The 14,636-nt window shown below is 41.1% G+C and carries 17 protein-coding genes; 11 read left to right on the top strand and 6 right to left on the bottom strand.

Annotated elements, in window-relative coordinates:
• Positions 1–97: 97 nt before the first annotated feature.
• Together ACE1CI_RS04880 and ACE1CI_RS04885 are read right to left on the bottom strand one after the other, a co-directional pair.
• Positions 98–454, bottom strand: a complete 357-nt coding sequence (locus ACE1CI_RS04880) for a hypothetical protein (RefSeq protein ID WP_496615242.1) — start codon at positions 452–454, stop codon at positions 98–100.
• 191 nt (positions 455–645) lie between these two features.
• Positions 646–1,452, bottom strand: coding sequence for a hypothetical protein (locus ACE1CI_RS04885; RefSeq protein ID WP_496615243.1), 807 nt, complete (start codon positions 1,450–1,452; stop codon positions 646–648).
• A gap of 518 nt (positions 1,453–1,970) precedes the next feature.
• Between ACE1CI_RS04885 and ACE1CI_RS04890 the strand changes: the two genes are divergently transcribed.
• The 7 genes from ACE1CI_RS04890 (at position 1,971) to ACE1CI_RS04920 (ending at position 8,226) form a co-directional block, all read left to right on the top strand.
• Complete coding sequence (locus ACE1CI_RS04890; protein ID WP_413267940.1) at positions 1,971–3,449, top strand: toll/interleukin-1 receptor domain-containing protein; 1,479 nt, start codon at positions 1,971–1,973, stop codon at positions 3,447–3,449.
• Between the two features lie 137 nt (positions 3,450–3,586).
• Positions 3,587–4,561 (top strand): acetyl-CoA carboxylase carboxyltransferase subunit alpha, encoded by a 975-nt coding sequence (locus tag ACE1CI_RS04895; protein ID WP_413267941.1) that lies wholly within the window; start codon positions 3,587–3,589, stop codon positions 4,559–4,561.
• 264 nt (positions 4,562–4,825) lie between these two features.
• Positions 4,826–5,551, top strand: coding sequence for an SDR family oxidoreductase (locus ACE1CI_RS04900; RefSeq protein ID WP_413267942.1), 726 nt, complete (start codon positions 4,826–4,828; stop codon positions 5,549–5,551).
• Between the two features lie 46 nt (positions 5,552–5,597).
• Entirely contained in the window at positions 5,598–6,326 is a 729-nt protein-coding gene (gene folE, locus ACE1CI_RS04905; protein ID WP_413267943.1) for a GTP cyclohydrolase I FolE, read from the top strand.
• A gap of 224 nt (positions 6,327–6,550) precedes the next feature.
• A complete protein-coding gene (locus ACE1CI_RS04910) occupies positions 6,551–7,066 on the top strand; it encodes a MarR family winged helix-turn-helix transcriptional regulator (RefSeq protein WP_413267944.1) in 516 nt (171 codons plus the stop codon).
• 137 nt (positions 7,067–7,203) lie between these two features.
• Positions 7,204–7,737 carry a hypothetical protein gene (locus ACE1CI_RS04915; RefSeq protein ID WP_413267945.1) on the top strand — a complete coding sequence of 178 codons (534 nt, stop codon included), beginning with the start codon at positions 7,204–7,206 and terminating at the stop codon, positions 7,735–7,737.
• Between the two features lie 135 nt (positions 7,738–7,872).
• A complete protein-coding gene (locus tag ACE1CI_RS04920; protein ID WP_413267946.1) occupies positions 7,873–8,226 on the top strand; it encodes a hypothetical protein in 354 nt (117 codons plus the stop codon).
• Here the strand turns inward: ACE1CI_RS04920 and ACE1CI_RS04925 are convergent.
• Positions 8,223–8,867, bottom strand: a complete 645-nt coding sequence (locus ACE1CI_RS04925; RefSeq protein ID WP_413267968.1) for a phosphoribosylanthranilate isomerase — start codon at positions 8,865–8,867, stop codon at positions 8,223–8,225. The two genes, ACE1CI_RS04920 and ACE1CI_RS04925, sit on opposite strands and share 4 nt — an antisense overlap.
• Before the next feature lie 130 nt (positions 8,868–8,997).
• Between ACE1CI_RS04925 and psaK (ACE1CI_RS04930) the strand changes: the two genes are divergently transcribed.
• From psaK (ACE1CI_RS04930) to ACE1CI_RS04945, 4 genes are all read left to right on the top strand, one after another.
• Positions 8,998–9,276: a photosystem I reaction center subunit PsaK gene (gene psaK / locus ACE1CI_RS04930; RefSeq protein ID WP_413267969.1), complete on the top strand. Its 279-nt coding sequence runs from the start codon at positions 8,998–9,000 to the stop codon at positions 9,274–9,276.
• 109 nt (positions 9,277–9,385) lie between these two features.
• Entirely contained in the window at positions 9,386–9,643 is a 258-nt protein-coding gene (psaK, locus tag ACE1CI_RS04935; RefSeq protein ID WP_413267947.1) for a photosystem I reaction center subunit PsaK, read from the top strand.
• Between the two features lie 158 nt (positions 9,644–9,801).
• Complete coding sequence (locus tag ACE1CI_RS04940) at positions 9,802–11,025, top strand: site-2 protease family protein (protein WP_413267948.1); 1,224 nt, start codon at positions 9,802–9,804, stop codon at positions 11,023–11,025.
• Positions 11,026–11,287: 262 nt separating this feature from the next.
• Complete coding sequence (locus ACE1CI_RS04945) at positions 11,288–11,797, top strand: DUF4278 domain-containing protein (RefSeq protein WP_413267949.1); 510 nt, start codon at positions 11,288–11,290, stop codon at positions 11,795–11,797.
• Here ACE1CI_RS04945 and ACE1CI_RS04950 read toward each other — a convergent pair.
• The 3 genes from ACE1CI_RS04950 to ACE1CI_RS04960 all read right to left on the bottom strand — a co-directional run bounded on the left by ACE1CI_RS04950 (position 11,787) and on the right by ACE1CI_RS04960 (position 14,526).
• On the bottom strand, positions 11,787–12,536 hold the full coding sequence (locus tag ACE1CI_RS04950; protein ID WP_413267950.1) for a lipoate--protein ligase family protein: 750 nt from the start codon (positions 12,534–12,536) through the stop codon (positions 11,787–11,789). The two genes, ACE1CI_RS04945 and ACE1CI_RS04950, sit on opposite strands and share 11 nt — an antisense overlap.
• 234 nt (positions 12,537–12,770) lie before the next feature.
• The gene (locus ACE1CI_RS04955) at positions 12,771–13,259 is read right to left on the bottom strand and encodes a YbjN domain-containing protein (protein ID WP_413267951.1); all 489 of its coding nucleotides are present in this window, start codon (positions 13,257–13,259) and stop codon (positions 12,771–12,773) included.
• A gap of 370 nt (positions 13,260–13,629) precedes the next feature.
• Positions 13,630–14,526: a ferritin-like domain-containing protein gene (locus ACE1CI_RS04960; protein ID WP_413267952.1), complete on the bottom strand. Its 897-nt coding sequence runs from the start codon at positions 14,524–14,526 to the stop codon at positions 13,630–13,632.
• Between the last annotated feature and the right edge of the window lie 110 nt (positions 14,527–14,636).

Consider the following 14,636-nt stretch of genomic DNA (forward strand, 5'->3'; position numbering starts at 1 on the left):
TAAAAGATGGCGATCATTACTGTTAATGGGTACCTAACTTAGCATTTTTTCCATCTCTAGATTGGGTTAATAAATATTTAAACTGGATTTACTATTTTTAATACACATATCCCCTCTCAAATCGTAGCTTACTCTCAATTTGACTGACAGAAGTTACTCCCTCAACCTGAGCAATTAAATCAGGAATGGCTAATGGTAATGGTTGATACTCATCACCAGAACGACTGAGAATTATATTCAAACTATCCCCAGCCTGAACAAAATCGTAATTACTTGCTGCCCCAGCTAACACAATTTCATCTTTGCCAATTTCATAATTTTTAATTCTGGCATAATCAGCATCTCCATTTCCTCGATAAAATGGGTAAGCAGAAAGATTTTTGCCACTAGAAGCTTGTCCCAAAACAAAAGTATCTTGTCCATTACCACCAACAAGGACATCAGCTTCATTCACTTCATTCACCCCAAAGCCAAAATGTAAAGCTTGACCTCCGAAGGGAGTACCACCACTTACATTTTCCCCAATAAATGCGTCTACTCCATAAAGCGTATCTAGTTGCCCAAAACCAATAACAGTATCGTTGCCTTTCGTACCATTAAAAATACCTCCTCTGCCTTCAAATTGCCCGTAGGTAATGTAATGTTCTAAAGTCGAACCAAAATACCCGGTTTTACCGCTGCTTCTACATCTGGATTGACTTTTTTAAAATTAGATAGCCCAATATAACCAAATTCGTTAAAATTAGTTCCCGAAAGATATGTTAATTTTCCTACTTGTAAGTAATGGTCTAAAGCAGAACTAAATCTACCATCTGCTACCTGCGCTGCTACACCGGGATTTTTCCGCGAATAAAAATATACATCAATCAGTAAACCAGCTTGATTTTTCTGCAAATAAAAATCTCCATCAAACAGTAAACTAGCTCGCCGACCTTCTGTTTCACCAGCTAAGATAAAGTGTTGTAAACCAGAACGGAAAATTCCAGAAGCAACTGCCGTTGCTACATCAGGGTTTTTTTGCAAATAGTACTGTTCGTCATAGAAAGGTGAGATGAAAACTCGATTTTCTGCTTCACCTGCGGCAAAAAAGTGTTGTAAACCAGAACGGAAGTTTCCAGAAGCAACTGCCGTTGCTACATCTGAATTTTTTTGTAAGTAGAACCGTTCGTCATAGAAAGGTGAAACCGAAACTCTTCCTTCTGCTTCACCAGCTAAAATAAAGTGTTGTAACCCAGAACGAAATGTACCGAAGGCAACTTCTGTGGCGACATCAGAATTTTTGCGTAAATAGTACTGTTCGTTATAGAAAGGTGAGACGGAAACCCGCCCTTCTGCCAAACCAAATTTTTGAAAATGTTCAAGACCAGAGGAGAAATATCCGGCTTTGACAGCTGTTTGGACATCAGGATTATGGGCAAGGTAAAAAGATTCGTTAAATACTGAGAAGCTCATATTTTTTATTAAAAAGAATACTTCAATAATACCTTTGGTTTAATAGATATTCCTGAAAGTTTTCGGTAAAGAATTGTCAAGATATTTGTCCGATCGCCAAAGAACAGTACAATCAATATTAGTTAAAAAATCTGGTAACTTTCCCGTGATGACCTTACCTACTAGAATGGAAAAAATTGACTAATTTTTCCGATAGAAAAGATGGCGATCGGCAAAATAATTCCAATTTCTTAAAATACCTGATGAAGCTGATACTTATGCAAATTTTGTCTTGGAGTTATTTAACTCAAAGACAAAATTTTTTGCTTTCCACTTTATTGGTAGGAATCTTATATCATGTCTGGCAAGATTCCCCACATTGTAGAGATTGATATATCAATCTCTACAATGTTTTGGATTAAGGATTCTATAGCTGATTAGCCGTACATGATATTACGAGTTTAGAATATGGACAACGAAGGAGGTTAAAGTTAAAGTAACACCATAAGTTTAAAAATCATGTTTAAGGAGCAAGCACTATGAGAGCTAAGATATTCATCTCTTATACATCTCCAGACCAATCTTTACTTGATGAATTTCTGAGGCATTTAACATCGTTTCAGTGGGAGTCTATTACTACTTACTGTTATCATGAAGGAAACATTCAAAGAGAAGAATTTAAATCACAGATTCGTTCCGCCAATATAATTGTAATATTAGTTACTTCTGCTTACCTTGATTCTGTTACTCAGAGAAGATGGGAACTAGAACAAATAGCAGCACAAAACAAGGTTATTGCTATTAACTTCAACCCAGATGAATTAGCTACTTCTCAATTCCAAGAATTTTGTTCTCAAGTGCTTGATTATTCTTCTGTTACATCTTGGGAAGAGCAGATAGAAAGTTTAAAGAACGCAGCAGAAGTCATTTATGAAGAAATAGTTTCTCTAACAGATTCATACCAAACGCGCTCATTAGTCAGTGATGCCACAAGGGGGATAGTTCTACCACCTTCTCCACCTAAGTCGGATGTAGCAACAAGAGGCTTGGCGCGAGGTGCAGATATTGTTACACCTAGAGGCTTCTCTCCTGTTGAGAGACAAGAAAACACAGGTTACGATACTGCTCAGTTGAAAGAGCAACTCGAACAAATCTACCGAGTCCAAGAAGCTTCTGCACATCCCACTGCTACTAACAAAGACTTGGTAGATTGTAGTGTTTTTAGTCCCCCTGCTGTAGCTTGTGGAGATATGTTCCTAGTTCAAGTGTTTGTTCATCTCCCAGAGCAAGCGGAAATTGCCCAACAACAGGCTGAACAATCTGATTCAGAGACTAAAAAACTAGGAGTGAAAAGTTTAGGAATACCCATAGAACGGGGAACCGAACTTAGCTTTTCTCTCTCCATTCCCAAACTAGAAGTTGATGAACCCATTCAAGAGTTAATTTGGAATGGAACAGCTAATTCAGTGCAATTTGGAGTCACAGTTCCTGCCGATTTGACTCAGAAGACTCTCATTGGTACTGTTACAGTTAGCCAAAACAGCATTCCCATTGGTCATTTAAAATTCAAGCTGTCGATTACTGCTTCTGGCTCCGCTAATTCCAGTCAACCTCAACCTGTGGGAGAAGCAGCACGCATTTACAAAAAAGCATTTGTTTCCTACTCTTCAAAAGACCGTCAGGAAGTGTTGAAAAGAGTACAAGCGCTTGCTGTGACAGGAATTGAGGTTTTTCAGGATGTGTTGAATTTAGAACCGGGCGATCGCTGGGAAAAAGAACTCTATCGTCATATTAATGAATGTGACCTATTTCTCTTGTTCTGGTCTACAGCTGCAAAAGAGTCAAAGTGGGTACTCAAAGAAGTGTTATATGCCCTGGAACGACAAGGAAAAGATGGACTAAATCCCCCGGAAATTATTCCCGTGATTATTGAAGGCCCGCCTCTTGTTCCTCCTCCAGAGCAATTGCAACACCTCCACTTTAATGACAAAATTCTCTACCTGATAGCAATGTCCTAATCAAGTAGGCAAATAATTGTTTTTGTAGCTCTAGTACGTTGTTGCGCTTTAGCGAAGACAGCGCAACAACGTACCAATTTATAAAATATCTAACTGTTTTGGTAGGATCTCTAAAGAGTTAAGAGTAGTTGAGCAACGTGGTAACTTCTGAGCGCAAACCTTACCTGTTAGATTTTGAAAAGCCTTTAGCTGAGCTAGAAAGTCGCATCGATCAGATCCGTGAGCTAGCTACAGAAAATGGAGTGGATGTCACCGATCAAATCCGCCAGCTGGAATCACGAGCTTTAGAACTGCGTCAAGAAATTTTTACTAATTTATCTCCCGCCCAAAAGCTACAATTGGCGCGTCATCCCCGTCGCCCTAGCACTTTGGATTATATTCAAGCGATTAGTGATGAATGGATGGAGTTACATGGCGATCGCAGCGGTAGCGATGACCCCGCTTTAGTCGGTGGTGTGGGTAGTATCGCAGGTCGTCCAGTGGTGATGTTGGGACATCAAAAAGGACGTGATACTAAAGATAATGTGGTGCGGCGCTTTGGTATGGCTTCTCCGGGTGGTTATCGCAAAGCAATGCGATTAATGGAACACGCCGATCGCTTCAGTATGCCAATTATCACTTTTATTGATACTCCCGGCGCTTGGGCTGGTGTGGAAGCGGAACAATTAGGTCAAGGAGAAGCGATCGCTTACAATTTAAGAGAGATGTTTCGTTTAGATGTGCCAATTATTTGTACTGTGATCGGTGAAGGTGGTTCCGGTGGCGCTTTAGGAATTGGCGTGGGCGATCGACTCTTAATGTTTGAACACTCAGTTTACACTGTCGCTAGTCCCGAAGCCTGTGCTTCTATCCTCTGGAAAGATGCTACCAAAGCTCCCCAAGCTGCTGAAGCCCTGAAAATTACTGCCGCAGATTTGAAAAATTTGGGAATTTTAGACGATTTGTTAGCAGAACCGATCGGTGGCGCTCACTCCGACCCCCTGAAAACAGCCTCTATCCTTAAAGATGCACTTTTACATCACTTAACAGAACTCTCCCAAATGACCAATAGCGAACGTCGGGAATTACGTTATCAAAAATTCCGTCGCATTGGCGTATTCATGGAATTTTGAAACGCGCTGGGCTAAATCCACAGAGATTCTTGGTTCACAGCCACACCTCTCACCTGGAAATCTTTTCTCTTAGTGTCAAATCTATGCCTAATGATATAATCAGAGTGTAACATTTGTTTACACAAGCTCTCATACTGAGCTAGCTCTAGGTTGGGCTAAGTCATAAGAGCGCACCATCACGAATTTTGGGAATCTCAACTTGCCCCTTGGCAGTTGCCCGGAAGCGATGGGTGTTAAAGGCAAAATTCGAGACAATTCAACTCAATGAGTGCTTCCAGCGAAAGACGCGCACTGATTACAGGAGCCAGCAGTGGCATTGGCAAAGCGACAGCTTTAGCATTTGCTCAGGCTGGGATTCATGTAGGATTATTAAGTCGCTCCCAAGAAAAATTAGCGGCGGTAGTTCAAGAAGCGGCGAAAGCCGGGGTGACGGCGAAAGCTTATCCCATAGACCTAGCTGAAATTGACCAGGTAAAAGCAAAAATGCAAGCGATCGCGGCAGATTTTGGCCCGATCGACATTTTGGTAAATAATGCTGGCATAGCGTACACCAAAAACATCATAGACACGCCGCTTTCTAACTGGCAAAAGGTAATTGACCTAAATCTGACCAGTGTCTTTCAGTGCATACAGGGTGTATTACCCCAAATGCGCGATCGCCAGAAAGGAACAATTATCAACGTCAGTTCCATAGCAGGTCAACAAGTTTTTCCTGGGTGGGGCGCATACTGCGTCAGCAAATTTGGCTTGATGGCACTCTCCAAAACTCTCGCAGCTGAAGAACGCGCTAATGGCATAAGGGTGAGTGCGATCTGCCCAGGTGCGGTTCATACTCCACTTTGGGATACAGAGACAATGGATCTTGGTTTCGATCGCTCATCCATGCTTACCCCAGAAACAGTAGCCCACTCAATTCTTGTCACCGCACTGTTACCAGAACAAGCAGTGATTGAAGAGTTAACTATCACGCCTAGTGCTGGCACACTCTAGCAACTTACTCCCGTTTTCACTTAATTCTCTAAACTTAAGGCTAATCATGACTATCGCTTCCTCCAACACCTCCAACGGTTCCAAAGGTTCTAACGGATCTCAATCTCTTGCTGTCAACACTAACGGCACTCTTAATGTCTCAACTCGGCCCGATCGCAACACTTTAAATGGTCGAGAAGCTAAGTTACACCCTCCTTCCGAAGAAAGCAACCAAGAAATGATGGATGCTGTACGAACAATGCTTTTGGGAGTAGGAGAAGATCCCGAACGAGAAGGATTGCTGAAAACTCCCAAGCGAGTTGCAGAGGCAATGCGCTTCCTCACCAGTGGTTACAATCAGTCTCTTGAAGAACTGGTAAATAATGCCATTTTTGATGAAGGTCACAACGAAATGGTACTCGTAAGAGATATCAATTTCTTTAGCCTTTGCGAACACCATATGTTACCTTTCATGGGTAGAGCGCACGTTGCTTATATCCCTAACCAAAAAGTAGTGGGACTGAGCAAATTAGCCAGAATTGTGGAAATGTATTCCCGCCGTTTACAAGTTCAAGAACGTTTAACTCGCCAAATTGCCGAAGCAGTTCAAACCATTTTAGAACCAAAAGGTGTAGCTGTAGTTATGGAAGCTACCCATATGTGTATGGTGATGCGCGGTGTACAAAAACCTGGTTCTTGGACTGTTACCAGTGCAATGGTAGGAGTATTCCAAGAAGATCAAAAAACTCGTGAAGAATTCCTCAATTTAATTCGTCACCAACCTGCTTTCTTCTAAAAATTTAAGAATTTAGATTTGAGATGAAAGATTTTTATTTCATCTCAAATCTAAATTCCCCTTAATTAATCACGCATAAGTTCGTTGTAGTGACTTTAGTCATATTGGTTAGCAAAAGAATAGGACTAAAGTCCTCACAACGAACAAATTTTCAACCCGGAAAAGGACAGCCCGCTAACTAATCAGCTACCGTATAGTTAGCCGCTAAAGGAGATGACTAAAACTTGGCTATTCTACGTCCTTTCATAGATCGAGTCGTCGATCGCGCCGCCTTAGAAAACCTTGCCCAACGCTATCCTGACCTTGATGTAGCTTCCACAGAAGTCTGTCTGGAATTTCTCCGTGCCAGTGCGGACGTGCAAACTGCTTTGGAAACTCACTTTGCCCGTTATGAACTATCGATGGGCAAATTTACCCTATTGATGCAACTGTTACAGGTGGATGGACTCACGCCTTCTGAATGTGCAGACCGATCTGGGGTGACTCGCGCTACGATTACTGGACTGCTAGACGGATTGGAGCGTGATGGTTTACTAGAACGTCGCAGCGCTCCAGGCGATCGCCGAATGCTGAAAATCCACTTAACCGATAAAGGGCGCACCCTTCTCGATCAAATGCTACCCGATCAATTTTGTCGCACGACGCGCTTGATGGCACATCTTACCCCCAGCGAAAAGAAAACTTTGATTAAGCTTCTACAAAAGTTAAAAGCAGGTACTCCTGCGATGTTAGAGCCTTAGACGATCCTCTAGCTCTTTACAAAGAATGTTTATGTTGCTATATTAATTAGGTAACTAATTATCGCCTACCAAACTATTAGTAACCTAATAGCGAGGGTTTGCTCGTGGTAAATAGGTAATCCCTTATTTAAGAGAAGATGAAAAAGTTGAGTGTTAAGCCTAAGAACTGGCTTGTTTCCCTCCATGTTGTGTCAGGTGGGTTATGGTTTGGTGCAGCATTTTGTCTTGTTGCTAGTGCGATCGCAAAAGGAAATACCGCCAATGGCGATGAATTGTATGCCATTAACTCAGTGCTGAAATTTATTGATGATTGGGTGATTATTCCCACAGCGATGCTGTCTTTGCTGACAGGGGGATTGCTCAGTTGGCTAACAATTTGGGGATTCACAAAACATTACTGGGTAATTGTGAAATGGGTGGCAACGGTGACTCTGATTACAACAGGAACTATTTGGCTTGGCCCTTGGCTTAATGCAATGACAGCCATTTCTGATACAGAACGATTGCAGGCTCTCCATAACCCTCTCTACGTGCTGGATCAACAACGAGTTATTATCGGAGGACTCATTCAAACTGGAAGCCTTGTTTTCCTAATAGTAATTTCAGTGTTAAAACCTTGGGGAAGGCGATTAACTCAATCCTCTAAAGAAGCATCAGAGGCAGCAAATTAGTCTAATTAAGATGCCCCAGCAGAGGTTGAATGGCATTCAACGACTGTTCAACATTTCATGTTTTATAGCAATAGCTAATCAATCTTAATTGTTCGCGAAAAATCACATTTTTGGTAATTCATTTTGGAGGGTGTTATGAAACGCTTAATTCTTAGCACTTTGTCTTTACTATTGTTATCTTCTTTGTCTATACCAGTAGCTCAAGCCCAACCGCAAGCAACCAATTTAGCAACTTATAGAGCTACCTTAAACCCTGGTTATCAACTCACACCTTTTGAGCTGGTGACGATGGCTGACCAAGGTTATTTTAAAGAGCAAGGTATTCCTAGTTATTTGAGCCTGCTCTGTGCTCACGCGCTGGGAAATTTACGTGCAGAAGAATTAGTTGCAGCGGCAATTAATGCTAAGAAACTATCACCGGAAATTTTAACAGATCGAGGATATCTGAGTGCTGTAGAAGCTCAATTACAGAGACTTAACCTTCGTTAGTAATTCAGGCAGTAATTTTCCTTTAGTTTTGTAAATAGTTGGGCGACTTTACCTAAGTCTTTGTCTCCTGGCGATCGCTCTACACCGCTAGATAAATCAATTCCATCCGGTTGTAATAAACTCAAAGCATCGACAATATTATCCGGTGTTAATCCACCAGCAAGTAACCAAGGCAGACAAGGTTTATAGTTTTTTAGTGTAGTCCAATCTAAAGTTTTACCAGTGCCACCTAATTGAGTCGGATGATAAGCATCTAATAACAGCATATCTACAGAATTAGCATAACTTTCTGAGTTAGTTAAACATTGGGTGGTTCGCACTCGTAAAGCTTTGATAATTTCTGTTTCTGGTAAGGACTGGCGCAACTGTTGGCAAAATTCGGGGGATTCGTTACCGTGTAACTGAACACCACTTAATCCTGTGGCAGTTACGGTTTGACAAATTTCCGCCACAGTGCTATTGGCAAATACACCAATGCAGTCAACTGGTTGGGAAAGTCCTTGGATGAGGGTGGCAATTTTTTTTGCACTCACATAGCGGGGAGAGGAAGGGACACAGATAAATCCCAAAGCTGTTGCGCCCAGTTGCGCGATCGCATCTCCTTGTTCTAGTTTAGTAATCCCGCAAATCTTCACCCGCATTTTTTCTTCTACCTCTGAAATTGTTTGGATTTGTATCAAAATTTGGCGATTATGTTAACTCTTAAAACAAAAAGAGTTTTTTGCATAACAGCTTTTTATAATTCTTGATGAACTTCTGTAATGGAGACGCATCTTGATTCACTCAATTTTACTAGGGGTTGAGTACACTGCTCCCACCACAGCCAGTTGGAGTCCAGCGGTTGGCGCTGTGATGATCCTCTGCAACTTACTCGCCATTGCTATTGGTCGGTTTGCAATTCAAAATCCCGGACAAAGCCCAGATCTTCCCGTTTCTAAACCTGCACTCTTCCGTAATTTTACTTTGGCTGAACTGTTGGCAACCATGAGTTTTGGTCACATCCTGGGCGCTGGCGTAATTTTAGGTTTGGGTAATGCAGGTGTCCTGTAATCAAGCGATCGGTTTATCAGAAATAATGCTTTCATCCCTGGACTAAAGTCACAGGTAGTGTCAAAATCCAATCTATTAAGCCAAGTTTCTCGAAACAGGAGAAAGAATTTTGATTAACTCAATTTTATTAGCCGCTCAAACCGTCAATATCCGCTCCGATAATTGGTCTTTGCAGGTAGGAGTAGTGATGATTCTTTGCAATATTCTCGCATTGGTAATTGTTCGCTACGCTACTCAAGATCGGGGTAGTAAACCAGCTTCGCCTGTACCAGGCTTTGGTTTACCACAATTGATCGCTGGTGCTTGCTTTGGTCACATTATAGGCGCTGGCGTAATTTTGGGACTGACTAACTCTGGAGTCCTGTAAATCGAGACTGATTTCTCCCCTGTAGATCCTTTGCAGATCCCCGACTTCACAGAAGAAGTCGGGGATCTGAAGCATATTTCTCACCTTAAGTAGGGGAGCTACACAAAATTAAATAGTATTTTAAATTTATAAGTAGAGAAAGTTAAAGGAAGTTTTTTATGCAATCAGGCTGGCGAATCGGGTCTATATTCGGTATTCCATTGTACATTGACCGATCGTGGCTGATTATTTTAGCTTTTTTCAGTTTCGTCAATGGAATCAATTTACAGCAAGATTATCCGGGTTGGTCTTCCCGAACAGCTTGGTTAATTGGCTTTTTCATAGCATTATTGCTGTTTATATCGGTGTTATTGCATGAGTTAGGTCATAGTTTAGTTGCTCGATCGCAAGGGATCAAAGTTAGTTCGATCACTTTGTTTTTGTTTGGTGGGATTGCGGCGATCGATCGCGAATCAAAAACCCCTGGTTTGTCTTTTCAAGTGGCGATCGCAGGGCCTACAGTTAGTTTCATTTTGTTTATCATCCTCACTTTGATCGCTTTGCCATTTTCCGAGTTGAGTCCGGTACTGGTGCTAGTCAATCGTTTAGCAGAAATTAATTTAGTTTTGTTTTTGTTTAATTTAATTCCGGGATTACCTTTAGATGGAGGACAAATTTTAAAAGCTGCGGTATGGAAGGTGACTGGCGATCGTTTTAAGGCGATTCATTGGGCAGCTAAAACTGGAAAATTTATCGGTTGGGCGGGAATTATTTTTGGCGTAATCTTTAGTTTCACTGTACCTGGTTTATTATGGATTTCTCTACTTGGTTGGTTTATTTTGCGAAATGCTAACGCTTACGATCAAGTTACCAGAGTACAGCAAATTTTATTACAGTTGATCGCTGCTGATGCAATGACTAGAGAATTTCGCGTCATTGATGCCGATATGACTTTACGCCAATTTGCTGATGATTACTTACTAACTACCAATCCGCAAGAAGTGTATTTTGCTGCTTCTGATGGTCGATATCGCGGTTTAGTATGTGTTGAAGATTTGCGATCGATTGAAAGAAGTCAGTGGGAAACACAAACAGTTCATAGCATTGTTAAACCTTTGTCAGAAATCAATCATGTAGAAGAAAAAACCCTTTTGGTAGATGTAATTAACCGCTTAGAAACTGATAAATTACCGAGAATTACTGTACTCTCTCCTGCTGGCGCTGTGGCGGGATTGATCGATCGGGGCGATGTCGTCAGAGCTTTAGCTCAAAAGCTAAATGTGATAATTCCCGAAGCCCAAATTAAGCGAATTAAAGAAGAAGGTAGCTATCCTCCAGGATTGCAAATCGCCGCACTCGCTCAACAAGCAGCCGAGTCTCAATTAATAGAGAATAAGCAATAAAACTAGGACTGGGGACTGGGGACTGAGAAAGATGATTTTCACCCTCAGTCCTAAAGTCCAAGTGTAAAAATTTAAAAAATTGAGTGGTATTATTATTAAAATTGCTAAATGTTGACAAACCCAACTAATAATTAAGGATTGTCAAGAAAGCTTAATAATATATCCTCATTTCCTGATTGTCGAGAGTTATAATAGGCAAATTAGGAGGTAAAAGCTGAAAATATTGATTAGCTTAAGTTGATTTATTCGAGAGGTAAAAGCTGTGAACTTCTCTTTCATGATTCCATTGAGTATTGTCTTTGTGGCTACCTATTTTTTCAAAAAGTCATCCGATGATATAGCCTATTTATGTGGCATAGTCATCGTCATTTGCTTACTTTTTAGTTTGATATTAGCGCCTTGGCAAATTCAACTATTACTGTTAGTCCTGGCGGCACTCTGGACAATAAATTTGCGGCAACAAAATCAGACAGTAGTAGAGGTAGAACAGGAAAATAAACCTACTTTACTTTATCGGGGAAGTAACTACGAACATAACGCTTCTAATGCAAATAATATCGAAGTTGCCGAGGCTGATTTAGAAGGGAAATATCGCGGGCAAGTGTGGAAAAATCATCATAAAGAAGAAACTGCAATTCCCCAAACCTTCCACCTGACATACAGAGGTGCTACTGTGGAATGCCAAAAATATGTAGCGCTAAAAGACGAAGAAGAGGCTGAAATTAAAGCAAACGGACATTCACCAACCGATCGTAATGATTCTAATTCTTAGTTGCATCTAATTGAGCCTGAATTAATTTCCATTCTAAATCAGACAAGGGGTGTAATACTAATTGAGTATTAAAGCAAGTTTCTGCGGCCCAAATTAGTGCTTGGATCGCAGTTGCAATTAAGTTTTTTCCCTGCTGATGAAGAGGTAAATTAATTGTGGGTGGTGCAGTTTCAGGAAAAACTTGAGAGAAGAGACATTTATCAGGTTGTAAGAGCATTGAACCATGTTGCAAAATAGCACCATCCCGATAAACTTGGGCACTACCAATCAGTTTAGAACCATTATCTAGCAATAAATCTGCACCTGTAGGGGTAGCAAAACAATTAGGATTGTGGATATAACCGCGCCCAGCTGTACCATAGTGTAAGTTTACGCCGAGCGATCGCCAACCCACAATCAAAAACTCACACAACTTTTGGTAAACTTGCATCCGACTTCCACTAATTCCCGAAGTAATAATCGCATAAGTTAAATCACCTTGATGTAAAACCGCCCTTCCCCCAGTAGGACGACGCACCAAATCTAATTTAGTATTTTCCCAATATAAATTTTCCCAAAAATCCGGCCAACGTCGCTGATGATATCCTAAAGAAATTGCCGCTGGCGACCAAGTATAAAAACGTAAAGCTGGAGGATGTAAACCTAATCGATGCTGTTCCAATAGCCACCCATCAATAGCCATTTGCACTTTACCAGAAGCCTCCAGCAGCGGAATTAAACGAAATTTCTCATTAGTCATCTCATGTCCAGTTAAACTGTTTGTAGTTGCGTTTGTAGTTGCGACTTCAGTCGTATATTTCTCGCATCAAAACACTGAAGTGTTTACAACAAACCAGCATCAAAACACTGAAGTGTTTACAACAAACCAGCATCAAAACACTGAAGTGTTTACAACAAACCAGCATCAAAACACTGAAGTGTTTACAACAAACCAGTTTTATTACAAGTGATGAAAGCGGACATGATACAACCACTAACAAAACTGCTCTTGTAAAGCTTCATCATTATTATCGGCAATTGTGGCAACAATAGTGATAGCACGGGAAATTTCCCCAGGAGAAAGTTCTGCCACAGTGCGAGATGTGATTACCACTACTTGATCTTCGATAATAGCGAAACGGGATTCAAAAGTTTCTGTCCAGTTCATTTGCAACAGTTTCTGCATTAAGCCTAATTCATCTTTAGCGGGTAGTTTAAGTACCGAAGACCAAACTGTAAAGGTATCATCATCTGTAGATCCGGTAAGTTGGACAAATACCTCAACACTACCGTATTTAAACTTCCACAAATGACCCGCCTCAGTTTTGCTAACCATTGCAGTATCATCCTGATCTAAACTGGAGATTACAGTTTCGATCAGATCTTGGTAACTAACTGTTTCTTCAACCAACTCATTGGTTAGCTCTTTGTTAGATAAATCTTGGGTTGCAACCGTTTCTGCATCCGGCCCAAAGGTAGTCATAGAAGTTTCCCTTTTCTTCTGTTGGGGTACTAGACCAACAGTATCGCTTCTTGGCGCTTTTGTGGAATTAGTACCAGCTGATACCTCAAATTTTCCAATTTTCGATCGCTAACCCTGCCACTTTCCCAAAATCTCGATGATTGCGGGTTAAGAGAATGTCAGTACTTCCTCACAAGCAGGTTCATCTTTGAAATGGGATTTTACCTACTTTGTAGATAGATGTAAATAAATATTTGCTCTGTACAAAAAAGATACTTTTAGATCAAAAATATCTAACTGTTTTTTGTGGGGTGGGCATCCTGCCTGCCATTGTTCCCGGTAGGCAGGATACCCACCCCACAAGATTGAATCATTTTATTATTGCAATTCCCTAAGCAGTCCCTTTTTTCTGTTTGTCAACAGTGCTCTTCACGCCATTAAGAAACATCGGCACAAATTTTTCCATAAATGCTTGAGGATCGCGATTCCAAGCTCTTTGAGCTATTTGAATTCGAGTCATTTGCAATTGAGGTGCTAGCAAAGCTTGGGGAATACGTTCCATTAAGTACTGAGGACGTTCCCACAAAGGCATAGTATTGGCAATTTCCAACAAATTATCTATGCGGCGCAGTTCTGCACCCAAGGTAATGTCTATTCCAGATTCATACGCTGCTTGTTCGATCGCAGTATACTTGCGCTTAGCCTGTTCCACCTTTTGCCGATGTTCCGGGCTTTTTTTCGCAATTTCTGCCAGCCAACGATTTCCCCAACGAACGTGCCCTGCTTCTTCGGGAAAAATGCGTTCAATTGTTTCGCGAATTTTAATATTTTCTTCAGTTTGTGGGGCTTCTTTTAAAGCGTGAATGTGAGCGGAAAAATATTCACAACCCCGTTTTTCGGTGACGTTAATTGCAGCCAGCGTGGAAATAACGAAGTCGTCTAAATCTTTCTCAGGATGAAGTTCGCGATCGATTAAACGCTCAAATTCCAGTATGTAAGAAGTTCCTGGTGGTGTATTAACATTTTCTCCCATATCTACCAACAAATCGGTCAACCACATAGCATGACGCGCTTCGTCGGAAATGTGATGAGAGAGATCCCGAATTAATTGTGGTTCTTTTCCATTTAGTGCCTCAATAATTTCTGTCAAGTCTTTACAGCTGCGTTGTTCGCTGTAACGGTAGCGGTTGAGGGTGATGATGTGGATTTCGCGATCGGACACCACCTGCTTCATGATTTCCCGTGCGCCAATAGAGTTTTGTAACTTCCTTGGGTAAGCAACTGTCATAATTGTTGAGTTTTGTAAAGTAGATCTAATAGATTAGATTCTAATACCTATTTCCAAAATGGGTGCGACAGATCGATCGGTAACATAATCAACACCACAAATTTTTCACA

Origin of the sequence: Floridaenema flaviceps BLCC-F50 (genome assembly GCF_041929275.2) — a bacterium.
Classification (GTDB): Bacteria; Cyanobacteriota; Cyanobacteriia; order Cyanobacteriales; family Aerosakkonemataceae; genus Floridanema; species Floridanema flaviceps.